At 64.9% G+C, this 22,453-nt stretch carries 19 protein-coding genes and 1 pseudogene; 13 read left to right on the top strand and 7 right to left on the bottom strand.

What is annotated here, in order from left to right; all coding sequences use genetic code 11:
- Nucleotides 1-18: 18 nt before the first annotated feature.
- From N5D48_RS09330 to N5D48_RS09295, 8 genes are all read left to right on the top strand, one after another.
- Nucleotides 19-1,383, top strand: a complete 1,365-nt coding sequence (locus N5D48_RS09330) for a DUF1329 domain-containing protein (RefSeq protein ID WP_279883398.1) — start codon at nt 19-21, stop codon at nt 1,381-1,383.
- A 214-nt stretch (nt 1,384-1,597) separates the two neighbouring features.
- Nucleotides 1,598-4,315, top strand: a complete 2,718-nt coding sequence (locus N5D48_RS09325) for a LuxR C-terminal-related transcriptional regulator (RefSeq protein ID WP_279883395.1) — start codon at nt 1,598-1,600, stop codon at nt 4,313-4,315.
- Nucleotides 4,316-4,433: 118 nt separating this feature from the next.
- Nucleotides 4,434-6,041 carry a tetratricopeptide repeat-containing response regulator gene (locus tag N5D48_RS09320; protein WP_279883469.1) on the top strand — a complete coding sequence of 536 codons (1,608 nt, stop codon included), beginning with the start codon at nt 4,434-4,436 and terminating at the stop codon, nt 6,039-6,041.
- Nucleotides 6,038-6,730 (top strand): HAMP domain-containing sensor histidine kinase, encoded by a 693-nt coding sequence (locus tag N5D48_RS09315; RefSeq protein WP_279883392.1) that lies wholly within the window; start codon nt 6,038-6,040, stop codon nt 6,728-6,730. The genes N5D48_RS09320 and N5D48_RS09315 overlap by 4 nt, the downstream gene beginning before the upstream one ends.
- Nucleotides 6,731-6,889: 159 nt before the next feature.
- Nucleotides 6,890-7,168 carry an AbrB/MazE/SpoVT family DNA-binding domain-containing protein gene (locus N5D48_RS09310; RefSeq protein WP_279883389.1) on the top strand — a complete coding sequence of 93 codons (279 nt, stop codon included), beginning with the start codon at nt 6,890-6,892 and terminating at the stop codon, nt 7,166-7,168.
- A complete protein-coding gene (locus N5D48_RS09305) occupies nt 7,165-7,512 on the top strand; it encodes a type II toxin-antitoxin system ChpB family toxin (protein ID WP_279883386.1) in 348 nt (115 codons plus the stop codon). The genes N5D48_RS09310 and N5D48_RS09305 overlap by 4 nt, the downstream gene beginning before the upstream one ends.
- A 14-nt stretch (nt 7,513-7,526) precedes the next feature.
- The gene (locus N5D48_RS09300; RefSeq protein ID WP_279883383.1) at nt 7,527-8,171 is read left to right on the top strand and encodes an MBL fold metallo-hydrolase; all 645 of its coding nucleotides are present in this window, start codon (nt 7,527-7,529) and stop codon (nt 8,169-8,171) included.
- A 95-nt stretch (nt 8,172-8,266) separates the two neighbouring features.
- Nucleotides 8,267-8,986: an OmpA family protein gene (locus N5D48_RS09295; protein ID WP_279883380.1), complete on the top strand. Its 720-nt coding sequence runs from the start codon at nt 8,267-8,269 to the stop codon at nt 8,984-8,986.
- A gap of 71 nt (nt 8,987-9,057) precedes the next feature.
- On the opposite strand, the gene N5D48_RS09290 is transcribed toward N5D48_RS09295, so the two are convergent.
- From N5D48_RS09290 to N5D48_RS09275, 4 genes are all read right to left on the bottom strand, one after another.
- Entirely contained in the window at nt 9,058-10,170 is a 1,113-nt protein-coding gene (locus tag N5D48_RS09290) for an FAD-dependent oxidoreductase (RefSeq protein WP_279883379.1), read from the bottom strand.
- Entirely contained in the window at nt 10,160-12,166 is a 2,007-nt protein-coding gene (gene lodA / locus N5D48_RS09285; protein WP_279883376.1) for a CTQ-dependent lysine 6-oxidase LodA, read from the bottom strand. Before lodA ends, N5D48_RS09290 begins: the two co-directional genes overlap by 11 nt.
- Nucleotides 12,167-12,554: 388 nt before the next feature.
- Nucleotides 12,555-14,657 carry a phosphate acetyltransferase gene (gene pta / locus N5D48_RS09280; protein ID WP_279883373.1) on the bottom strand — a complete coding sequence of 701 codons (2,103 nt, stop codon included), beginning with the start codon at nt 14,655-14,657 and terminating at the stop codon, nt 12,555-12,557.
- Nucleotides 14,658-14,689: 32 nt separating this feature from the next.
- Entirely contained in the window at nt 14,690-14,992 is a 303-nt protein-coding gene (locus N5D48_RS09275) for a DUF3565 domain-containing protein (protein WP_279883371.1), read from the bottom strand.
- On the opposite strand from N5D48_RS09275, the gene N5D48_RS09270 reads away from it, so the two are divergent.
- The 3 genes from N5D48_RS09270 (at nt 14,991) to N5D48_RS09260 (ending at nt 17,366) form a co-directional block, all read left to right on the top strand.
- Entirely contained in the window at nt 14,991-15,476 is a 486-nt protein-coding gene (locus N5D48_RS09270; RefSeq protein ID WP_279883368.1) for a peptidylprolyl isomerase, read from the top strand. The genes N5D48_RS09275 and N5D48_RS09270 overlap by 2 nt on opposite strands.
- 145 nt (nt 15,477-15,621) lie before the next feature.
- Complete coding sequence (locus tag N5D48_RS09265) at nt 15,622-16,104, top strand: glutathione peroxidase (RefSeq protein WP_279883365.1); 483 nt, start codon at nt 15,622-15,624, stop codon at nt 16,102-16,104.
- A 158-nt stretch (nt 16,105-16,262) separates the two neighbouring features.
- Nucleotides 16,263-17,366, top strand: a complete 1,104-nt coding sequence (locus tag N5D48_RS09260; RefSeq protein WP_279883362.1) for an NADH:flavin oxidoreductase — start codon at nt 16,263-16,265, stop codon at nt 17,364-17,366.
- Here the strand turns inward: N5D48_RS09260 and N5D48_RS09255 are convergent.
- On the bottom strand, nt 17,335-18,552 hold the full coding sequence (locus N5D48_RS09255) for a glycosyltransferase family 1 protein (protein WP_279883360.1): 1,218 nt from the start codon (nt 18,550-18,552) through the stop codon (nt 17,335-17,337). The genes N5D48_RS09260 and N5D48_RS09255 overlap by 32 nt on opposite strands.
- A 179-nt stretch (nt 18,553-18,731) precedes the next feature.
- On the opposite strand from N5D48_RS09255, the gene N5D48_RS09250 reads away from it, so the two are divergent.
- Nucleotides 18,732-20,048, top strand: coding sequence for a PAS domain-containing methyl-accepting chemotaxis protein (locus N5D48_RS09250; protein ID WP_279883357.1), 1,317 nt, complete (start codon nt 18,732-18,734; stop codon nt 20,046-20,048).
- A 26-nt stretch (nt 20,049-20,074) separates the two neighbouring features.
- Here the strand turns inward: N5D48_RS09250 and cysZ are convergent, their stop codons facing one another.
- Nucleotides 20,075-20,803, bottom strand: coding sequence for a sulfate transporter CysZ (gene cysZ / locus N5D48_RS09245; protein WP_279883354.1), 729 nt, complete (start codon nt 20,801-20,803; stop codon nt 20,075-20,077).
- Between the two features lie 327 nt (nt 20,804-21,130).
- On the opposite strand from cysZ, the gene trxB reads away from it, so the two are divergent.
- Nucleotides 21,131-22,093: a thioredoxin-disulfide reductase gene (trxB, locus tag N5D48_RS09240; protein ID WP_028689829.1), complete on the top strand. Its 963-nt coding sequence runs from the start codon at nt 21,131-21,133 to the stop codon at nt 22,091-22,093.
- A gap of 74 nt (nt 22,094-22,167) precedes the next feature.
- Here the strand turns inward: trxB and N5D48_RS09235 are convergent.
- Nucleotides 22,168-22,453, bottom strand: a pseudogene (locus tag N5D48_RS09235) (nicotinate-nucleotide diphosphorylase (carboxylating)); the annotation flags it as partial.

Here is a 22,453-nt window from a genome sequence, read left to right as displayed (position 1 = left end):
ATCCAGGACGACAACAGAATGAAAATGACCACACGTCTGCTGCAAGCCGGTGTACTGGGCATGTCCCTGCTGGCAACCAGCGTCATGGCTGCGGTTTCCGCCACCGAAGCGGCCAAGCTGGGCTCGACCCTGACCCCGATGGGCGCGGAGAAGGCCGGTAACGCCGACGGCTCGATCGGCCCGTGGGAGCCTCTCTCGAAGACTGCCGGCAGTGTCGACAGCAAGGGTTTCCTCTCCGATCCGTATGGCAGTGAGAAGCCACTGTTCACCATCACCGCGCAGAACGCCGAGCAGTACAAGGACAAGCTTTCGCCTGGCCAGCTGGCGATGCTCAAGCGTTACCCGGACAGCTACAAGATCCCGGTGTACAAGACCCACCGTGGCTCCACCGTGCCGGACGACGTGTTCGCCGCGATCAAGGAAAACGCCACCAAGACCACCCTGGTCGCCGGTGGCAACGGCCTGGAAAACTTCCGCACCGCCATTCCGTTCCCGATTCCCAAGGACGGGCTGGAGGTGATCTGGAACCATATCACCCGCTACCGTGGCGGCAGTGTGACCCGCCTGGTTACCCAAGCCACCCCGCAGCAGAACGGCTCGTACAGCCTGGTGTACTTCCAGGACCAGTTCGTGTTCCGCGACAAGATGAAGGATTACGATCCCTCCAACCCGGGCAACATCCTGTTCTACTTCAAGCAGGAAGTGACCGCGCCCGCTCGTCTGGCAGGCACCGTGCTGCTGGTCCACGAAACCCTCGACCAGGTCAAGGAGCCGCGCAAGGCGTGGATCTACAACGCCGGCCAGCGCCGCGTGCGTCAGGCGCCGCAAGTGTCGTACGACGGTCCGGGTACCGCCGCCGACGGCCTGCGCACCTCCGACAACCTGGACATGTACAACGGCGCGCCGGATCGCTACGACTGGAAGCTCGAGGGCAAGAAGGAGATGTATATCGCCTCCAACGCCTTCAAACTCGACGATCCGAAGCTCAAGTACGGCGATATCATCAAGGCCGGGCACATCAATCAGGACCTGTCGCGCTATGAGCTGCGTCGCGTCTGGCACGTGGTCGCCACCCTCAAGCCGGGCCAGCGCCATATCTACGCCAAGCGTGATTTCTACATCGACGAGGACACCTGGCAGGCCGCGGTGATCGACCAGTACGACGGTCGCAACCAACTGTGGCGCGTGTCCGAGGCCCACGCCCAGCCTTACTACAACGTGCAGGTGCCGTGGTACACCCTGGAGGCCATCTATGATCTGCAGTCGGGCCGCTACCTGGCCCTGGGCATGAAGAACGAAGAGAAGAGCGCCTACAACTTTGGCTTCAGCGCCAGCAAGGCCGAGTTCCAGCCAGCCGCGCTGCGTCAGTCAGGCGTGCGTTGAGCTGAAAACCGCAAACTCCGTGTGATCCCCCAGAACGCCCCGGCTTGCCGGGGCGTTTCTGTTTGCTGCTGGTGTGGAGCGCAATCGGCATTGTTTCTTTTTGTCGTAGTCTTTTTGGACTATTGCTGGCCGATCGTCTTCAAATGTGTTGCGTTTGCCGTTAGTCTCGCAACCATTCGTACCGCCGCATTATTCCAATCAGAACGAGCCGGCCATGACAGACCTGTCCCGTACGCATGGAGTCGCCAGCCAGGCCCTGGGCCTGTTGGACGGGCGTTTTTTCCGGCCACCGTTGCCGGAAGCGCACGTTCCTCGGGCACGTCTGTGCCAGCGCCTGCACACGGGGCTGGCAGGGCGCCTGCTGCTGGTGAACGCCCCCGCGGGGTTCGGCAAAAGCTCATTGGCCATCGAGTTCTGTCAGGGCTTGCCGGCCCACTGGCGTAGCCTCTGGTTGGGCCTGAGCCAGCGTGACGCCGACCCCGGTCGCTTCCTCGAGCGCCTGCTCGAAGGCCTCCAGCAGTTCTGCCCGGCGCTGGGTGGGCAAGCCTTGGGCTTGCTCAAGATGCGCCAGCGCCATCAGCCCTTCGCCTTCGAGGAGTGGCTCGATGGCTTGCTCGATGAGCTCACCCTGTACCTGCAACCCGATACGCCCCTGCTGCTGGTGCTCGATGACTACCACCTGGCACAAGGGCCGGTGCTGGACCGTTGCCTGCAGTTCTTCCTCAACCACCTGCCCGCCGGGCTGTTGCTGTTGGTCACCAGCCGCCAGCGCCCCGACTGGCATCTGGCGCGCCTGCGTTTGTCGCGGCAACTGATCGAGCTCAACGAACAGGACCTGCGGCTCACTTCCGAGGAGGCCCTGGCGGTAATCGGTCGGCAACCCACCGGCTTGCGCGGCCAGGCCCTCGACAATCTGATCCAGCGCAGCGACGGCTGGGTGGCAGGGCTGCGCTTCTGGCAACTGGCGGCGAGCGAGTCGGGCGAAGACAACGCCTTGCCCCAGGCCTTGCACGGTGGGGAAGGTCTGATACGGGACTACCTGCTCGAGGAAGTCATCGACATCCTTCCCGCGCCAGTGCAGGCGTTCCTGTACGACACGGCCTGTCAGGAGCGCTTCTGCGCCGAGCTTTGCGACGCCCTGCGCGAGCGGCATGACAGCGCCGAAATCCTGCGCTATCTCCAGGCCCACCAGGTGTTTCTCGTCCCGCTGGATGAGCACGGGCGCTGGTTCCGCTATCACCATCTGTTTTCCGACCTGCTGCGCAGTCGACAGACTAGCGAGCCCCTGGCGGGCCTGCATCTGCGGGCCTGCCGCTGGTTCGAAAGCCAAGGGCTGCTGGACGAGGCGGTGGAGCAGGCACTGCGTGCCGGGCACCTGGATGTGGCGGCCGACCTCGTGCAAAGCCTCTCCGAGGAGCAGTTGCTGGCGGAGCAGAACGTCGGCATGTTGCTGCGCTGGAAGATGGACCTGCCCGATAGCCTGCTGATCAGCACGCCACGGCTGATCGTGCTGTACAGCTGGGCCCTGGGGCTGGCCTGCCAGCTGGATGCCGCCGAGGAACTGGCGGCGTACCTGAGCCGTTTCCTGCCGGCGCCGTCGGCGACCGCGCAAAAGTCGATGCTGGCCCAGTGGCTTGCCCTGAGCGGTGTCATCGCCCGTGGCCGCGGTGATCGCGAGCGCACCCTGGCGTATTGCGGCGAAGCGCTGCAGAGCCTGCCGTGCAAGCGCTACGGGCAACGCCTGGTGTGCTTGTCGACGCTGTCCAACCTGGCGATCGCCGATGGCGACTTCTGGCGTGCCCGGGGCTGGAACCGCGAGGCGCTGGAGCTGGCGCAGCGAGTCGGCAATCCGTTGTTCGAGGCCCTGGCCCACTACGACCGGGCCAGGGTGCTGCATGCCCGTGGCGAAGTGCTGCGCGCACTGGACGAGACACGCCAGGGCTTGCTGCGCTTGCAGGGGCTCTCGGGGCAGCGGCTCTACGCGGTGCGTGCCCGCCTGACCCTGTACGAAGGCTACCTGCTCGCGGCGCGGCTGCAGCCAGGGCAGGGGCGTGCCCGACTGCGCGCGGGGCTGAGCGAGGCGCGCACCTGTCGCGATATCAGCGTGCTGATAGGGCACTGCGTGATCGCGTCGCTGGAAGGACGCGAAGGGCGTTTTGCCGAGGCGTTCGCCGAGCTGGCCGAGGCCGAGCGGCTGATGCATATCTGGGACGTGCCACCGATCTTCTACCTGGCCATGATCACCCTGGTGAAATGCGAGCTGTGGCTGGCCCAGGGGCGCACGGACCTTGCCGAGTCGTGGTTGTTGCGCCTGGGCCAGACGTACGGGGGCGAGCAGCCGGCGGCGGCCCCGGAGTTCCATCCACTGCTGCCGTTGCACATCGAGTTGCAGCAGGCATTGCTGGAGCGGGTGCTGGAGCGTCCGCGTGATGCCGAAGCGCGCTTGCGCGCACTCGTCGAGCGTGGCCAGGCCGGCGGCGGCATGACCCTGACGGTCAGTGCCGTGTGCCAGCTGATCCTGCTGTTGCTGGACGAAGGGCGGGAGGACGAAGCCGGCAGGCACCTGCCCCTGGCCCTGGCGGCAGCGCAGGGCGGAGCCTTGCAGGCGTTTCAGCGCTTGCTGGAGGAGCGGCCGCACTGGCTGCGCGAGCAGCTCGCCAGCTGCGTCGCCTGCCCAGTCCAGGTCGAGTTGCTGTCGCGCCTGCCAGAAGCCGCGCCATCCCTGTTGGCGACTGCTGACGCCCTGAGCGGTCGGGAACTGGCGGTGCTGGAGCTGATCGCCCAAGGCTGTTCGAACCAGCAGATCAGCGAGCGGTTGTTCATTTCGCTGCATACCGTCAAGACTCACGCCAGCCACATCAACAGCAAGCTGGGGGTCGAGCGCCGCACCCAGGCGGTGGCCAGGGCCAAGTCGCTGGGTCTGTTGGCCTGACGCACTGGATCTGCGCTGGCGTCGATCTTTGCGCGCTCATCTTTCCCCAACCCCTGCCGATACAGGTTTCGGCGGTACGCATCGCCACTTCCCTCTTCTCTCGATACAGGTCGTGTTGATGCTGCAGTACGGGCAAAAAAGCTTTCTCATCGTCGACGACTTCACCGACTTTCGCACGTCGACCCGCTCGATGCTTCGCGAGCTGGGCGCGCGCGACGTGGATACCGCCGACAGCGGCGAACAGGCGCTGCGCATGTGCGGGCAGAAGCGCTATGACTTCATCCTCCAGGACTTCCACCTCGGCGATGGCAAGAAGAACGGCCAGCAAGTGCTCGAGGACCTGATCCTCGACAAGCTGATCAGCCACGAATGCGTGTTCATCATGGTCACGGCCGAAAGCAGCCAGTCCATCGTGCTCAGTGCCATCGAGCACGAGCCCGACGCCTACCTGACCAAACCGTTCAACCGGGTCGGGCTGGCCCAGCGCCTGGAGAAACTGACCCAGCGCAAGACGCTGCTCAAGCCGATCCTCCAGGCCCTCGACCGTGGCCGGCCCGCCGAGGTGCTGGCGGCCTGTGCCGAGCTGTGCAAGCAGGATCCGCGGTTCGCGCCGTTGTGCCTGCGCTATCGTGCCGATGCCTTGCGCGATCTCAACCGTTTCGAAGAGCTGGAGAAGTTCCTCAAGAACATCCTCGCCAGCCGCCCTCAGCCGTGGGTCTACGCGGCGCTGGGCAGCCTGCTGCACAAGCGTGGCCAGCATGCCCAGGCCCAGGGGGTCTACGAACAGGCGCTCAAGGCATTCCCGATCATGCCCAACCTGTATGACGGCATGGCCGAGGTGCTGGTGGCCCAGGGCGAGAGCAAGCGTGCCCAGCACATGCTGGAAGAGGCGGTACGCCTGTCGCCGCTGGCCGTTCGACGCCAGGCCGCGCTGGGCAAGCTGGCGCTGGACAACGCCGACTTCGACAGCGCTTCGAAGGCCTATCGCCATGCGGTGAACCAGGGGCAGAGCTCGCGCTACAAGGATGCCGAAAGCAATCTGGGCCTGGTTCAGGCGCTGATGAACAAGAACGTTGGCAACGGCCTCGATGCCCGTACCCGGGTCGAGATCAACACAGTGCTCAGCGAGGTGGCCAAGGAGAACGTCGAGGACCAGGGCCTGCAGGTGCGAGCACGGCTGATGAAGGCGGCCAGCCTGCAACAGGCCGGCGACCCGGAAACCGCGGCCAAGCTCACCGAGCAGGCCATGCAGCGCCTGGACAAGATGGATCAGTTCTTCTCCGTGGAAGCCGCCCTGACGGTCGCCAGGCAGTTGCAACAGCTCGGTCAGGATGCGGCGGGCACCTCGATCCTCAAAGGCTGCGTGGAAACCTATGGCGATGATCCCAAGGTCATGCAGAACGTGGCCAAGCTCACCGATGACCCCGTGGTGCTTGGCGCGGTAACCGAGGCGGTGGACCTCAATCGCCAGGGCGTGCGCAGCTATCAAGGCGGCGAACTGAACGAAGCGCTGGGCATGTTCCGCAAGGCGTTGTCGCTGCAACCGAAGAACATCAGCATCGCCCTGAACACCGCCCAGGCGCTGCTGCGCATCGGTGGCGAGACACCACCGCCGGCGCTCATGCAGGAATGCCGCGACTGCCTCACCCGCGTGGCCGGCATCCCCGCCAGCGACAGCCGCTACGATCGTTATCGCAAACTGCACATCCGGGTCTTCGGCGCATGAACCAGGACAACCAGGGGCTGGATTTCTCCACGGTGATCGCCTCCACCGTGCACGACCTGAAGAACTCCCTGTCGGCGCTCACCCATGCGCACAGCCAGTGGCTGGCGCGCCTGCCCGAGGCGCTACGCGGGGGAACCGAGCAGGGCGTCGTGGAGCATGAGCTAAGCCATCTGAACGGCATGCTCGTGCAGTTGCTGGGCTTGTACAAGCTCGGCGTCAACCAGCTGCCGATCTGCCCGGACTACCATGAGCTGGACGACTTCATCGAGGCTCAGCTGGCGGCCCAGGAGGACGTGATCAAGCACCGCGATATCCTCGCCACCTGGCGCATCGAGACTGAAAGCCCGCTGGGCTTCTTCGACCGTGAACTGGTCGCCTCGGTGGTGGCCAATGTGCTCACCAACGCTATCCGCTACGCCGGCCATGCCCTGCTGATCAGCATCGAGGAAGAGGGCGAGCAGCTGGTGATCAGCGTCAACGACGACGGTGCCGGTTATCCACAGCGCATGCTCGAACGCCAGCACGACTACGCGCAGGGCATCGATTCGCAGAGCGGCAGCACCGGACTGGGGCTGTACTTCGCCGCGCGAATTGCCGCGCTGCATGAGCGCAACGGGGTACGCGGGCGGATCGAAATCGCCAATGGCGGGACGCTGGGGGGCGGGTTGTTCCGGTTGTACCTGCCTTGATGCCGGTGTCGTACTTTGTCGCCAAACCGGGACCGCATCCCAAGATCAAGTCAGGCATTTCCCACTGGCATCAAGTGGACTTTTTCCGGCACTCGAGGAGTGGCAGTGTAGATACTTGGTCTCTACATTTCACTTGCTATCGCCGGGAGGGTTTCTACTATGTATCTACCGTGGGAGATACTTATGCAGATCAAGATTCAACAGTGGGGAAACAGCGCCGCCATTCGAATTCCCTCCACAGTCCTCAAGCAGATGCGTCTTGAAGTGGGGTCAACCCTGAGTCTGGACACGGCTGGCGAAAGCATGGTGCTCAAGGCTGTCAGGGCGAAGCCTAAATACACGCTTGAAGAACTGATGGCGCAATGTGATCTGAACGCACCAGAACCGGAGGACATGGCCGCCTGGAATGCCATGCGCCCGGTTGGACGTGAAATGTGAGGCGCGCCAAGTTCGCCAGAGGGGACATCGTCAGGGTCAACCTGGACCCCACGGTCGGTCGGGAGCAGCAGGGCGCAGCGCGACCTGCGCTGGTTCTGACTCCGAACACGTTCAATGTTTCCGGGCTTGCGGTGATCGCTCCGATCTCCCAGGGCGGGGACTTTGCGCGGCACGCGGGTTTCGCGGTGACGCTCAGCGGTGCCGGTACGCAGACGCAGGGCGTCATGCTATGCAACCAGATACGCATCGTTGATCTGGAGGCGAGAAACGCCACGCGTGTCGAGTCTGTTCCCGAAGCTGTCGTTCTGGATGCACTGGCTCGTGTTCAAACACTTTTCGAGTAATTGGTTATCCCTTCATGGCACATCCTGCGACAGCCCTCATCCGCGAAACCTTCCCCGTAGGCCCCCTGCAGTGCAACTGCACCCTGATCGGCGACCCTGTCAGCAAGAAGGCGATTGTCGTCGACCCAGGCGGGGACGAGCAGAAGATCCTCGCCCGCCTGCAACACCACGGCCTGACCCTGGTGAGCATCATCCACACCCACGCCCACTTCGACCATTTCCTTGCCTCGGGCAAGCTCAAGGAGCTGACCGGCGCCACGCTGCACCTGCACAAGGCTGACCAGCCGCTGTGGGAAAACCTGGAAATGCAGTGCCAGATGTTCGGCATGCCCTATACGCCGGTGCCGTCGCCGGACCGCTGGCTGAGCGACGACGAGGAGTTGGCATGCGGCTGTGGCGTGGCACTGCACACACCGGGACATACGCCGGGATCGATGAGTTTCTGGTTCGCCGAGCACAAGCTGCTGATCGCCGGCGACACCCTGTTCCGTCGCGGCGTCGGCAGGACCGATTTGTGGGGTGGCGATCAGCGGGCTATCGTTCGTTCCATCAAGGAGCGGCTGTACCGCCTGGATGAAGATGCCATCGTGGTGACCGGGCATGGCCCGCAGACCCGCCTCGGCGACGAGATGCGCGAGAACCCGTTCGTGCGCGCCTGAGGTTTCATGGAATTTTTTCACCGTGCTGCAATCCAAGGCTGGCACAGATCCGCGTGTGATCCGCCGCACTTTTGAATTTCAGTAGGAGCTTGTCCATGTTCACCATGCGTCGTCTGATTATCGTCGCTACCGCCGCTGCCCTGATGTCCGGTTGTGCCAGCCCCAACCCCTATGACAACCAAGGCCAGGCGCAGGGCTCCACAGGGATGAGCAAGACCGCCAAGTACGGTGGCCTGGGCGCGTTGGCCGGTGCCATCGCCGGTGCCGCCATCGACCACAACAACCGCGGCAAGGGCGCGCTGATCGGCGCGGCCGCGGTGGGCGCCGCCGCCGCCGGCTATGGCTACTACGCCGACAAGCAGGAGGCCGAGCTGCGAGCGCAGATGGCCAACACCGGCGTGGAGGTGCAGCGCCAGGGCGACCAGATCAAGCTGATCATGCCGGGCAACATCACCTTCGCCACCGATTCGGCGAATATCGCCCCGAGCTTCTACTCGCCGCTGAACAACCTGGCCAGCTCGTTCAAGCAGTTCAACCAGAACACCATCGAAGTGATCGGCTTTACCGACAGCACTGGCAGCCGCCAGCACAACATGGATCTGTCGCAGCGCCGCGCCCAGGCGGTCAGCACCTACCTGACCTCGCAGGGCGTCGATGCCTCGCGGGTCAGCGTGCGTGGCATGGGCCCGGACCAGCCGATCGCCAGCAACGCCGATGCCAACGGGCGGGCGCAGAACCGTCGGGTCGAGGTCAACCTCAAGCCGATCCCGGGTCAGCAGTATGACCAGCAGGGCACTGTTCAGCAGTATCCCTGAGCCGTTGCTGTAGCGAAGCGTCTTCAATCTGGGCCGCACAGCGGCCCCGATTGCTGCCGGAACGGCAGCGGTCATGCGACTTGGCGGCGTTTCCAGAAGGGTTGGTCGGCGTAGCGTGATTCGACGCCGTAATAGCCCCGTTTCATCGCCTGATACTCGCTGACGTGCCGTTGGATATCGATGCGATAGGCCTGGGACTGCTCGGCTTCATGGCTGGCGTCCGCGAGGCTGATGGCGGCCAGCCGGGCGCTCTGGATTCCCGTGCTCAAGGCGTAGCCAATGCCCATCGACGACAGCGGGTCGAACGCCGCCACGGCGTCGCCCGCCGCCGCCCAGCCGTCGCCGCAGCACGGCACGAGTTGCTGCGAATGAGCCGGCCAGACGCGCAGGTCGCCTTCGATCGGTCGTTCGCCCAGGCGCGCACGGGTATTGGGCGCTTGGGCCAGTGCCGTGTGCCAGAAATGCTCGCGGTCATCGTGCGAGGCCTGGAGCAGATCGGCGTCGGTCATCAGCACGGCGATCAGGCGACCGTCCGGCACCGGGGCGCTGTACCACCAGCCCACTGCCACGGCTTCGACCAGCGAGCAACCTTCCACGACGATGTCGCTGGCGGCGTGATACGCCGAAATGCCCACCAGCCGATCCTGCTGGACGCGGCTGGCGCCTACCGCTCGAGCCAGCCAGGCGCTGCGCCCGGTGGCATCGATCAGGTAGCGGCAACGCACTTCGGGTGAGCCTTCCAATCCATCTATCCGCAGCTTCCAGGCGTCGCCGTCGCGCTCTACCGCCCGCACCCGAACGCCGGTGAGCAACTGCGCGCCCATGCTGCGCGCGGCATTGGCCAGGCCGGCGTCGAAGCGCGTGCGGTCCAGGTGCCAGCCATGGCCGCGTCCGGTGAACAGAAAGTCCTGCGCGCGGACCTCGCTATCACCCCAGGCGGCGGTGAAGGCGAACGACTGACTGAAACCGGCCTGGCGAAAATGCTCGCCGACGCCGAGGTAGTCGAGCAGGGGCAGGACGCCGGGGGAGAGGGTCTCGCCGACCTTCTCCCGAGCGTATTCTCGTTGTTCCAGCACCATCACCGAGTGACCGCTGTGGCGTCGCAGGGTGAGGGCGGCCGCACTGCCGGCCGGCCCTCCCCCGACGACGACCACGTCCACGGTCCTCGGTTGGTCAGCGAACAAGATGCCCTCGGGCTGTGACCACTTGACGCCCATCGATGCTCGGTAGCTTCTCGTCCGGCTTGAGGTACCAGGTGTTGAAGAAGTTGCCGCTGGCGCCAGACAGCACGTACTCGGCCGGGCCGACGGCGTAGCTGGCCGCCACGAAGCGGTCGTTGTTGCGCTCGGTCTCGACGAAGTAGGGGTACAGGTCGCGCAGCGGCCCCTGGGCTTCATTGGTGATGAAGCCCAGGTAGTGCCAGGCCTGGATCATCTCGGTGTAGCCGTTGATGCCCCGGCTGTAGATCGACTGCATGCCGGCCGAGATCCCCGAGGCCTGCTGGGCCGCGGCGGTCATGTCGGCGGGGATGACGTTCCACGGGCTTTGCGGTGGCCACCAGTAGGCGTAATAGGACGGTGCCTTCGGCACGCCGTCGTCCTTGTTGAGCGCAGGGTCGGTGAAGTTCACGTTCTGCACCGTGCACTGGTAGAAGTCGGCCTGCCACGGGATGGCCATGCGCTTGGTCAGGTCGCCGGGCTCGCAGCCCTGGAACGGCCCTTCCGGATCGGTTTCGTTCTCGCTGACGCTCAGGCCGTTGGCGTAGTAGTAGTCGCTGTCATGGCGATGCCTGATCTGGTAGGGCTTGTCGTAGAGGGAGGGGCTGTAGAGGCTCCAGGTCACTTCGATGCCCGGGCACAGGGGGCCGCCCACGCAGTTGCCGATGCTCGCCTGATCCAGCGCGCTGACACCCGGCAACGGTTTCGGCGGTTCCACGACGAACTGGCCGGCCGCCCACTGTCCCAGCAGGAAGTACTGGGTGCGGGTCAGGGTGAGAAACTTGTCCAGCAGCTGGTTGCTGACCGAGTTGGAGCCGGAATTCAGCGGCATCAGCGGAATGCCGGACTTCTGGTCGAACAACTGCGCCTGGGCACCGTCGGTGAAGCCGTTGCTGCCGGGGTTGCGGAACAGCGAGAAGTAGTCCTGGCGCTGCTTGAGGTTCGCCGATGAGCGATCCTTGGCATCGAACGGGGGTGGCGAGAAGCTGTTGAGCGACGGGATCGCCGCGACCCAGCGATAGCCCGCAGGACGCCGCAGGATCGGCTCGATGTCGCGTTCGTAGTTGGCGATGTAGCTCGTCTGGTACTGGCCGTTGCGATACAGCTCCGGCAGCAGGTTGAGTTCACGTACCGCCACGTCGAAGGCCAGGTCGTCGAGGGTGACGATGTTCTCAAGCTCCGGGGCGAACTTCGGCGAGCCGACGATGCACCAGGCGGTGAGTACCTGTACGGGCTGGTTGGTCAGTTTCAGGGTACAGGTGACGGGGCCGTCGGAGACATCGTCATGCCAGGTGTCGGCGCCGGCGAAACTGCTGATCGATTCGTTGCCGCCGGCATGGCCATGCCCGCCAAGCACCAGCAGACGCCCCTTGGCATCGGTGCGCAGGGTGCCCAGGGTATTGATCTGCTGGCCCTGGGTGGCGCGTTTGGGGAAGGAGCGGAAACGGTAGTCGTTGCTGGTGTTTTCCCGGGAGAGCTCGACTTTGCTCTGGCGGCCGGACACAGGATAGGGGCCCGGGTCGATGATGAGTTGCTGGCGTTCGCTCGGATCGGTGACGGTGGCGTTGCGCAACGGCACGTCCTTGGCCTCGTAGCTGTTGTCCGCGCCCAGCAGCAGGTTGCCTTCCAGTTCGGCGAAGTTGTACCAGATGGCTTTCTTGTTGGCCAAATGGACCGACCAGGTCATGGACTCGACATTCGGGCTATCGAGGGTGAGCTCGGTGGCCTTGCCATTGTCGTCCACGGCGAAGATGCAGAATCGCGCGGCCTGGCGCTTGACGCTGCCATTGGCGTCCTTGTAGCGGCTGACATACACCGGCTGCTGCTGTGGGTCGAACGTCTGGTTGCCGTACCCGTCGCACTCCAGCGGTCGGCCGCCGAGGGTTTCCGGGGCCAGGTAGAAGCCCGTCTCACTGTTGCCCACACGCGCAACCCCGATGCTGGGGCCTATGACGTATTTCATGACCACTCTCCTTGTCGTGCCTTTCCTTCACTGTGCGATCACGCCCGATCGCCTGGGTCTTGCGAGGTGACGCAAGCCGTTATGCCGCGCAGGCGGCACAGAGGACGGGACCAGAGACAGGGGAGGGCCGGATACAGCGGTCGCGCGCTCGCCATGGGTCGGGTCGAGCGCTGCGCTTCCTTGACGCCTGCTGTGATTTCATCCTGACAGCATTGAACGCTAGCCCTGGGCAAAGGGAAGTCAAATGACGTTGGTCGGCAGCCGACGAGGGGCGTGGAACCGCCCAAGAAGGGGCTGTCCGCCCCTCATGGGCAAGCTTCAGGAATTGCGCGGTCCTGTGGGAGCGGGCTTGCCCGCGATGGGCCGCAAAGCGGCCCCAGCATTACGGCTAGGCCGGCATCTTCCCGCCATGATGAGCCTGGATCGCGGTCAGCGCGATGGTGTGCACGATGTCCTCGACCTGCGCCCCGCGCGGCAGGTCGTTCACCGGTTTGCGCAGCCCTTGCAGCATCGGCCCCAGGCTGACGCAGTCGGCGCTGCGCTGCACCGCCTTGTGGGTGGTGTTGCCGGTGTTCAGGTCGGGGAACACGAACACCGTGGCCCGCCCGGCGACCTGGCTGCCAGGGGCCAGCTGGCGGGCGATGTCCGGGTTGGCCGCGGCGTCGTACTGCAACGGGCCGTCGATCAGCAGGCCATGTTCGGCTTCCTGCGCCAGGCGCGTGGCCTCGCGGACCTTCTCGACCTCCTCGTCGCTGGCCGCCGAGTCACTGGAGTAGCTGAGCATCGCCACCCGTGGCGCGATGCCGAACGACTCGGCCGACTCGGCGCTCTGCCGGGCGATCTCGGCAAGCTCCGCGGCGCTGGGATGAGGATTCATCACGCAGTCGCCATAGACCAGTACCTGGTCGGGGAACAGCATGAAGAACACCGACGACACCAGGCTGCTGCCCGGCGCGGTCTTGATCAGTTGCAGGGCCGGACGGATGGTGTTGGCGGTGGAGTGCACCAGGCCCGAGACCAGGCCGTCGACCTCGCCGAGCGCCAGCATCATGGTGCCGATCACCACCGGATCCTCCAGTTGCTGCTCGGCCATCGGCGCGTTGAGGTTCTTGCTCTTGCGCAGCTCGACCATGGGCTCGACATAGCGGCCGCGGATCAGCTCGGGGTCGAGCACTTCCAGGTCCGGCGGCAGGGTGATGCCTTGCGCCCGTGCCACCGCGTCGACCTCCTCGGGCTTGGCCAGCAGCACGCAACGCGCGATGCCGCGTGCCTGGCAGAGCGCCGCCGCCTGCACCAGCAACGGTTGCGCCCCTTCGGGCAGGACGATGCGCTTGTTGGCCTGCTGGGCGCGCTGGATCAACTGGTAGCGGAACACCGCCGGCGACAGGCGCAACTCGCGCGGGGTGCCGCAGCGCTGATGCAGCCAGGCGGCGTCCAGGTGGCTGGCGACGAAGTCGGTGATGAACTCGGCGCGCTCGCGGTCGTCCACCGGAATTTCGCGGTTCAACGAGTTGAGCTGGTTGGCGGTGTCGTAGGAGCCGGTGCCCACCGACAGGATCGGCAGGCCGGCCTGCAGGGCGCCGCGACACAGTTCGAGGATGCGTGGGTCGGGCTTGCTGTCGCTGGTCAGCAACAGCCCCGCCAGGGGCACGCCGTTGATCGCGGCCATGCACACGGCGAGGATGATGTCGTCGCGATCGCCCGGGGTCACCACCAGGGTCCCGGAAGTGAGCAACGGCACGGTGTTGGCCACGGTGCGCGCGCAGATGATGATCTTGCTCATGCGCCGCTGATCGTAGTCGCCGGCGTTGAGCACCTGGGCGCCGAGCAGTTCCGCCACGTCACGGGTGCGTGGCGCGTTGAGCTCGGCCTGCCAGGGAATGCAGCCGAGCAGGCGGAAGTCGTTGCCGCGCAGCAGCGGCGAGTGTTCGCGCAGGCGCGTGGCGAAGTCGGCCATGCTTTCGTCGGTGCGTACTTTGTTGAGGATCACCCCCAGCACCTTGGGGTCGCGTGGGCCGCCGAACAGCTGTGCCTGCAGTTCGACGCGGCCGGACAGCTCGCTGAGCACTTCGTTTTCCGGCGCCGACACCAGGATCACCTCGGCGTCGAGGCTCTTGGCCAGGTGCAGGTTGACCCGCGCGGCGTAGCTGGCGTGGCGGGTCGGGACCATGCCCTCGACCACCACCACGTCCTTGCCTACGCAGGCCTGCTGGTACAGGCGGATGATCTGTTCGAGCAGCTCGTCGAGCTGGCCGTCGCCGAGCATGCGCTCGACGTGGCTCAGGCTCAGGGGCGTGGGTGGCTTGATACCGTGGGTACGGGCCACCAGTTCGCTGGAACGCTCCGGGCCGGTGTCGCCGGGGTGGGGCTGGGCGATTGGCTTGAAGAAGCCGACCTTGAGCCCGGCCCGCTCCAGGGTGCGGACCAGGCCCAGGCTGATGGAGGTCAGGCCGACGCCGAAATCGGTCGGCGCAATGAAAAATGTCTGCATGCGTGCTTCTCGAAATAAGCGATGCCAGGAAGTCAACGGCCAAGGGTAGCGCCAACGGCACCCTGTGCGCACCAGCCGCAGGCGAATGCCTGGCCGATGCGTCGCGCGCGCTCGTCGGCGTCGAGCACCCAGGGGCGTGCCTGCCACGGCGGCTGGTGGCGCAGGTGCTGGGTATGACCGCACGATAGCTCCACCACCCAGTGGCCTTCTTCGTCGCGGTGAAAGCCGATGATCCGACTGATGGGCTGCCCCTGATCGGGCTCGCGTTCGCAATCGGCCGGTGCGTTGGTTACACTTGTCCGTTCTACATTCTTTTGCAAAAGGTCTCGCCCCATGCTGATCGCCGCCAACAAGGCTGTCTCCATCGACTATACCCTCACCAACGACGCAGGTGAGGTCATCGACAGCTCCGCCGGTGGTGCGCCGCTGGTGTACCTGCACGGTGCAGCCAACATCATCCCAGGTCTGGAAAAGGCCCTGGAAGGCAAGCAGGCCGGTGACGAGCTGAGCGTTGCCATCGAGCCGGAAGAAGCCTACGGCGAGTACATGGCCGAACTGGTCAGCACCCTGAACCGCAGCATGTTCGAAGGCGTCGATCAGCTGGAAGTCGGCATGCAGTTCCACGCCTCGGCGCCGGATGGCCAGATGCAGATCGTCACCATCCGCGACATCGACGGCGACGACGTGACCGTCGACGGCAACCACCCGCTGGCCGGCCAGCGCCTGAACTTCAAGGTCAAGGTTGTCGACGTGCGTGATGCCAGCGAAGAAGAGATCGCTCACCGTCATATCCATGGTGAAGGTGGCCATCACCACTGATTTTCTGCGCTAAGCTCAGAGAGTCGCCAGGCGCTCGGGCAAGCCGGACTTGCCCTCCTCAGGAGGGTGGACGGTTTGGCCGCGCGCCTTTTTAGTGGGCGCGATTCGCCCCTGCGACAACCGGGAACCTGAGAGGGGAATCAACATGAGTGCATTTCACGACCTGACGTTGAAGGCGCTGAACGGCGAGGACCTGCCCCTCGCACCGTTCAAGGGCCAGGTGGTGCTGGTGGTCAATGTCGCCTCCAAGTGCGGCCTGACGCCGCAGTACGCGTCACTGGAAAAACTGCACCAGCAGTTCAAGGGCCAGGGTTTCAACGTACTGGGCCTGCCCTGCAACCAGTTCGCCGGCCAGGAGCCTGGCAGCGAGAAGGAAATACAGGAGTTCTGCAGCCTCAACTACGGCGTCAGCTTCCCGCTGGGGGCCAAGCTGGAAGTCAACGGTCCACAACGCCACTCGCTGTACCGCCTGCTGGCGGGCGAGGGGGCTGAGTTCCCCGGTGATATCACCTGGAACTTCGAGAAGTTCCTGGTTGGCAAGGATGGTCGCGTACTGGCGCGTTTCGCGCCGCGTACCGCGCCGGACGATCCGACCGTGGTGCAGGCGATCGAGAAAGCGCTGGCCTGAACACCACTGCGGGGCGGCCCCGCGTCGAGGAGGGGCTGCGTGGCAGCCCCTCTGCAGTCGCCCGCGATACTGTGCAATCACTCCAATCAATAATGCTGTGCCCGCCGGCGGGCTCTCTCTAATCTCAGGCGCATTTCCTCATCTGCCGGGAGCGCCGCATGTCCAGCAACCCTTTGTTCCAGCCTTTCACCCTCGGCTCCCTCGACCTGCCGAGCCGTGTGGTCATGGCGCCGATGACTCGCACCTTCTGCCCAGGCGGCGTGCCCCATGACGGCGTGGTCGAGTACTACCGCCGCCGCGCCGCCGCCGGTGTCGGCCTGATCATCACCGAAGGCACCACGGTCGGCCACAAGGCCGCCAACGGTTATCCCAATGTGCCGCGTTTCCATGGCGAGGACGCCTTGGCCGGCTGGAAGCGCGTGGTCGATGCCGTGCATGCCGAGGGCGGGCGCATCGTGCCGCAGTTATGGCATGTCGGCAGCGTGAGGCGCCTGGGCACCGAGCCGGACGCCGAGGTGCCGGGCTACGGTCCGAGCGGCAAGGAGAAGGACGGCAAGGTGCTGGTCCATGGCATGAGCCGGGACGACATTGGCGAGGTGATCGCCGCCTTCGCCCAGGCCGCGCGCGATGCCCAGGCCATCGGCATGGACGGAGTGGAGATCCATGGTGCCCATGGTTACCTGATCGACCAGTTCTTCTGGGAGGCCAGCAACCGTCGTGACGATGAGTACGGTGGCGACCTGGCCGCGCGCTCGCGTTTCGCCATCGAGCTGATCCAGGCGGTGCGTCAGGCGGTCGGTGCGGATTTCCCGATCATCTTGCGCTTCTCGCAATGGAAGCAGCAGGACTACAGTGCGCGCCTGGTGGAGACCCCCGAGGCCCTGGCAGCGTTCCTCGCGCCGCTGTCCGACGCGGGGGTGGATATCTTTCACTGCTCCACCCGCCGTTTCTGGGAGCCGGAATTCGCTGGCAGCGACCTGAACCTGGCCGGTTGGACCCGCCAACTGACCGGCAAACCGACCATTACCGTGGGCAGTGTAGGGCTGGACGGTGAGTTCCTGCAGTTCATGGTCGCCACCGACAAGGTGGCCAAGCCCGCCAGCCTCGAGGGCTTGCTGCGTCGGCTGCAGGACGAGGAATTCGATCTGGTGGCCGTGGGCCGAGCGTTGCTGGTGGATGCCCAGTGGGCGCAGAAAGTGCGCGACGGGCGTGAGGCGGACGTGCTGCCGTTCAGCCGCGAGGCGCTGACGACTCTGGCTTGATCGCCAGGACCGTCGATGGTGCCTGGATGTGGCTGTTTTCCTGGCCCCGACAGGCACCGTACAGATACCCTTCGAACTGCTCGACGATCGCCGGCCAGCCCTGGCGGCTGGCGTGCTGCCGGGCATTCAGGCGCACCCGGCGCAGGGTTTCGCCTTCTTCCAGCAGCCAGCAGGCCGCATCGATGAATGCCAGCTGATCACCTGGCATGGCCAGGGCGCCGCTATGGCCATGGCGGATGTGCTGGGCCGCGGCGGCCTCATCGTAGGCGACCACCGCCAGACCCGAGGCCATGGCTTCCAGCACCACGTTGCCGAAGGTCTCGGTCAGGCTCGGAAACAGGAACAGGTCGCCACTGGCATAGTGTTCGGCCAGCACCTCGCCACGCTGCGCGCCACAGAACAGCGCCTCGGGCAGTTGCTGTTGGAGCTGAGCGCGCAGCGGACCATCACCGACCACGATCAGGCGCAGACGCTGTCGTGGATAACTCTTCTGCAGTGCCTCCAGGCTCGGGCGCAGCAGGGCCAGGTTCTTTTCCGCCGCCAGGCGGCCGACATGCAGCACGGCGATGTCATCGGCGCCCAGCCCCCACTGCTCACGCAGCGCCTGGCTACGGCGCGCCGGGTTGAACAGGCCGGCATCGACGCCACGCGCCATCAGCCCCAGCCGTTCGAAGCCACGGCGTTCCAGCTCCAGGCGCTGGCTGACGCTGGGCACCAGGGTGATGGCCGTGCGTCGGTGAAACCAGCGCAGGTAGTGGGTGAGCATCCGTGACAGCAGGCCCAGGCCGTACTGGCCCGAGTACTGCGGGAAGTTGGTGTGAAAACCGCTGACCACCGCCACCCCGAGGCGCCGGGCCGCGCGCAGGGCGCTCAAACCCAGCGGGCCTTCGGTGGCGATGTACAGCACATCCGGGCGTTGTCGGCGCCAGCGGCGCCACAGCTTGTGCATCGACACCTCGCCCCATTGCAGGCCGGGGTAGCCTGGCAATGGCCAGCCGCGACACAGCAGCAGTGCGTCCTGGGGGCCCGTGGCGGCGTCGGTGGCCTGGCGTGGGCGTACCAGCTCCACGTGATGGCCGCGCTGGCGCAGCCCTTCGCTGAGCCGGCCAAGGGTGTTGGCCACGCCGTTGATTTCGGGTGGGAAAGTTTCGCTGACGAGGGTGACGCGCAAGGACGGTGTGCTCATGGCGAAAAGTGTCCGCCGGCCCGATTGCGCTCATTTGACGGTTTTGTGACGTGCTGATGACGCCTGATTTCCGGCACATTCATCCGTATGACTATTTCCTTGCAAGGCACTCAAGAACTCGCTGGAGCCAGCCGATGCAGATGCATTCGATTACCGCAATGCGCTCCGGGAGAGCGGCCATGTTCAACAGCAAACTGAAGCAAGAAATCCAGCAACTGCGCGAAGAGCTGATGTCCGTCGAGCAGGTCAAGAACAGCCTCGACAGCGAGATGCTGGTGCTCCAGCTCGATCCCCAGGGGCGCATCGAGTCGGTCAACGGCAACTTCGAGGCCGAAATGGGTTACCGCGCCGAGCAACTGATCGGGCGCAACATCGAGGAGATCGTGCCGGCTCATGTGAAGAAGCTCGATTTCTATCAGCGCATGAAGCATGCGATCACCCGTGGCGAGCACCTCAACGGCGCCTTCCGACTGTTGCGCGGCAATGGCGAGGAAGCCTGGCTGCGCTCGATCCTGCAGCCGGTGAAGAACAGCGAAGGGCGCATCAAGTACTTCTCCCTGCACTCCAGTGACCTGACCCGGACCATCGAGACTTCCCGCGAGCATGAAAGCCTGATCAAGGCCCTGATGCGTTCGACTGCGGTGATCGAGTTCAACCTCGAAGGCCAGGTGCTGACCGCCAACGACCGTTTCCTGCAGACCATGGGTTACAGCCTGGAGCAGATTCGTGGCAAGTCGCACCGCATGTTCTGCGAACCGGAAGAAGCCAACTCGCCGGGTTACCAAGCGTTCTGGGAGCGGCTGCGTCGTGGTGAATATGTTGCCGAGCGCTTCAAGCGTATCGACGCCCATGGCCGAGTGGTGTGGCTGGAGGCGTCCTACAACCCGATCATCGATGCCCACGACGTGCTCTACAAAGTGGTCAAGTTCGCCACGGTGATCACCGATCAGGTCAACCAGGAGATGGCCGTGGCCCAGGCCGCGGACATCGCCTACAACACCTCGCTGGAAACCGACAGCAGCGCGCGCAAGGCCACCGACGTGGTGACCCAGACCGTCGAGGTGATGCGTGGCCTTGAAGGCTCGATGCAGGACGCCGCCGACGGCATCCAGGCCCTGGACAAGCAGTCCAAGGTGATCGGCGCGATCATCAAGACCATCAGCGACATCGCCGGGCAGACCAACCTGCTGGCGCTCAACGCCGCCATCGAGGCCGCCCGTGCCGGCGAGCAGGGCCGTGGCTTCGCCGTGGTCGCCGACGAAGTGCGCCAATTGGCCTCGCGCACCAGCAGCGCCACCGAGGAAATCGCCAAGGTCGTGCAGCAGAACGAACAGCTGGCCCAGGCCGCGGTGGACATCATCGACACCAGCAAGCGCCAGGCCGAGCAAGGGCTGGCCCTGGCGGCCGATACCGGTGGGGTGATCGTGGAAATTCAGGAAGGGGCGAAGAAGGTGGTGGATGCGGTGGGGCAGTTCTCCAGCCAGTTGAGTCACTGACCGGGTACTTGCCCCGCGATGGTCGGTCAACCGCGCTCGCGCACCCAGAACAACGTGGCGCCGGCCACCGCCGCCGGCATCATCAGCACGTTGACCCCCGGGATCATCAGCGCCAGATAGGTGATCCCGCCAAAGCCCATCGACTGCCAGCGCTTTTCGCGCAGCCAGGCGAGCATGTCCTGCCAGCTCATCTTGTTGTTGTCCGCCGGGTAGTCGATGTACTGGATGGCCATCATCCAGATACCGAACACCAGCCACAGCGGCGCGGCGATCACATTGACCACCGGGATGAACGACAGGATGAACAGGCCGATGGCCCGCGGCAGGAAGTAACCCAGCTTGCGCATCTCGCGGCTGAAGGTGCGCGGCACCATGGCCAGCAGCTCGCCCCAGCTGAACGGTGGGAAATTGTCTTGCCCGCGCGCCACCACCTCGACCTTCTCGGCGAGAAAACCGTTGAACGGCGCGGCGATGACGTTGGCCAGCATCGTGAAGGTGAAGAACACCATCAACAGCAGCAGGGCGACGAACAGCGGCCAGAGGATATAGCTGAGGAAGCTCAGCCACTCGGGCAGGGTCGGCATCAGCGCATCGACCCATAGGCTGAACTGGTGCCCGGCGAAGTAGATCAGGCCACCGAACAGCAGCAGGTTCACCGCCAGGGGCAGCAGCACGAACAGCCGCAGGCCGGGGCTCAGGACCAGTTTCAGGCCTTCGCGCAGGTACTGTGGGCCGGAAAGGACGGGGGCTTGCATCGGAGTGCTCCGCTTGAGGAAATCGCGCTGACCTTACCGAGTTTGACGCGCCGACGAAAGGCGCGGCGCTTCAGGGACACGGCATGTAACAAAGGATCGGGACAATGCCTATCGGTTTCTTCATCGGATAGAGACTGTCTATAAGGTGGATTGTCGAAGGATATTTCCTTAATCTCTGCGGCCTCGCTACAGTGCGCTCAACTTTTTTGCTTTTGGACCGACGCGTTGTAGCCTTCCCCAAGTGCTGCGTGGGTCCTTTTTAATTCCAGCTGGCGCATCCGGCACCATGATGCCGGCCCCGTGCGGCCCGCTCGACAGGAGTTCGACATGTCTGAAGTACGTCATTCGCGCGTCATCATTCTCGGTTCCGGCCCTGCCGGTTACAGCGCCGCGGTGTATGCCGCCCGTGCCAACCTCAAGCCGCTGCTGATCACCGGCATGCAGGCTGGCGGCCAGCTGACCACCACCACCGAAGTCGACAACTGGCCGGGCGACCCCCATGGCCTGACCGGCCCGGCCCTGATGCAGCGCATGCAGGAGCACGCCGAGCGTTTCGAGACCGAGATCGTCTTCGACCACATCAACGCGGTCGACCTGGCCAACAAGCCGTTCACCCTGCGTGGTGACAGCGGCACCTACACCTGCGATGCGCTGATCGTCGCCACCGGTGCCAGTGCCCGCTACCTGGGCCTGCCGTCGGAAGAAACCTTCATGGGCAAGGGCGTGTCGGCCTGCGCCACCTGCGACGGTTTCTTCTACCGCAACAAGCCGGTCGCGGTCGTCGGTGGCGGCAACACCGCCGTGGAAGAGGCGCTGTACCTGGCCAACATCGCCAGCAAGGTGACCCTGGTACACCGCCGTGACACCTTCCGCGCCGAGAAGATCCTGATCGACAAGCTGCACGCCCGTGTCGCCGAAGGCAAGATCGAGCTCAAGCTCAACGCCACCCTGGACGAAGTGCTGGGTGACAACATGGGCGTGACCGGCGCGCGCCTGAAAAACAACGATGGCAGCTTCGACGAGATCAAGGTCGACGGCGTGTTCATCGCCATCGGCCACACCCCGAACACCTCGCTGTTCGAAGGCCAGCTGACCCTCAAGGACGGCTACCTGGTGGTGCATGGCGGCCGTGAAGGCAACGCCACCGCCACCAACGTCGAAGGCGTGTTCGCCGCCGGTGACGTGGCCGACCACGTCTACCGCCAGGCCATCACCTCGGCCGGCGCCGGCTGCATGGCGGCCCTGGACGTCGAGCGCTACCTGGACGGCCTGGCCAACGCCGCGCACTGATCCAGCCGTTGCGGGTCAGCCCCGCGATGAAAAAACCGGCCATCTGGCCGGTTTTTTCATGCCTTGCGAAAACCTCAGAGGCTAAGGCGCATCGACAGGTCCACCGCCTTCACGTCCTTGGTCATCGCGCCAATGGAGATGTAGTCCACGCCCGTCTCGGCGATCACCCGCAGGGTACTCTCGTTCACCCCACCGCTGGCCTCCAGCTTGGCCTTGCCGGCGGTGATGCGCACTGCCTCGCGCATCTCATCCAGGGTCAGCTCGTCAAGCATGACGATATCGGCCCCTGCCGCCAGCGCCTGGCGCAGTTCGTCCAGGCTCTCCACCTCGATCTCCACCGGCTTGCCCGGCGCGATGCGG

It is taken from the genome of Pseudomonas sp. GD03858 (assembly GCF_029840925.1).
Taxonomy (GTDB): domain Bacteria; phylum Pseudomonadota; class Gammaproteobacteria; order Pseudomonadales; family Pseudomonadaceae; genus Aquipseudomonas.
The sequence above is the reverse complement of the archived record's forward strand: the minus strand, read 5'-3'. Positions and strand labels throughout refer to the sequence as shown.

Excerpts from the sequence above, each read along its gene's own strand:
- N5D48_RS09255 (WP_279883360.1), bottom strand. The coding sequence starts at position 18,552 with ATGAGCACACCGTCCTTGCGCGTCACCCTCGTCAGCGAAACTTTCCCA.
- N5D48_RS09320 (WP_279883469.1), top strand. The coding sequence starts at position 4,434 with ATGCTGCAGTACGGGCAAAAAAGCTTTCTCATCGTCGACGACTTCACC.
- N5D48_RS09265 (WP_279883365.1), top strand. The coding sequence starts at position 15,622 with ATGAGTGCATTTCACGACCTGACGTTGAAGGCGCTGAACGGCGAGGAC.
- N5D48_RS09330 (WP_279883398.1), top strand. The coding sequence starts at position 19 with ATGAAAATGACCACACGTCTGCTGCAAGCCGGTGTACTGGGCATGTCC.
- N5D48_RS09315 (WP_279883392.1), top strand. The coding sequence starts at position 6,038 with ATGAACCAGGACAACCAGGGGCTGGATTTCTCCACGGTGATCGCCTCC.
- N5D48_RS09275 (WP_279883371.1), bottom strand. The coding sequence starts at position 14,992 with ATGGGGCGAGACCTTTTGCAAAAGAATGTAGAACGGACAAGTGTAACC.
- N5D48_RS09300 (WP_279883383.1), top strand. The coding sequence starts at position 7,527 with ATGGCACATCCTGCGACAGCCCTCATCCGCGAAACCTTCCCCGTAGGC.
- cysZ (WP_279883354.1), bottom strand. The coding sequence starts at position 20,803 with ATGCAAGCCCCCGTCCTTTCCGGCCCACAGTACCTGCGCGAAGGCCTG.
- N5D48_RS09310 (WP_279883389.1), top strand. The coding sequence starts at position 6,890 with ATGTATCTACCGTGGGAGATACTTATGCAGATCAAGATTCAACAGTGG.
- N5D48_RS09325 (WP_279883395.1), top strand. The coding sequence starts at position 1,598 with ATGACAGACCTGTCCCGTACGCATGGAGTCGCCAGCCAGGCCCTGGGC.
- N5D48_RS09250 (WP_279883357.1), top strand. The coding sequence starts at position 18,732 with ATGTTCAACAGCAAACTGAAGCAAGAAATCCAGCAACTGCGCGAAGAG.
- N5D48_RS09260 (WP_279883362.1), top strand. The coding sequence starts at position 16,263 with ATGTCCAGCAACCCTTTGTTCCAGCCTTTCACCCTCGGCTCCCTCGAC.
- lodA (WP_279883376.1), bottom strand. The coding sequence starts at position 12,166 with ATGAAATACGTCATAGGCCCCAGCATCGGGGTTGCGCGTGTGGGCAAC.
- pta (WP_279883373.1), bottom strand. The coding sequence starts at position 14,657 with ATGCAGACATTTTTCATTGCGCCGACCGATTTCGGCGTCGGCCTGACC.
- N5D48_RS09270 (WP_279883368.1), top strand. The coding sequence starts at position 14,991 with ATGCTGATCGCCGCCAACAAGGCTGTCTCCATCGACTATACCCTCACC.
- N5D48_RS09295 (WP_279883380.1), top strand. The coding sequence starts at position 8,267 with ATGTTCACCATGCGTCGTCTGATTATCGTCGCTACCGCCGCTGCCCTG.
- trxB (WP_028689829.1), top strand. The coding sequence starts at position 21,131 with ATGTCTGAAGTACGTCATTCGCGCGTCATCATTCTCGGTTCCGGCCCT.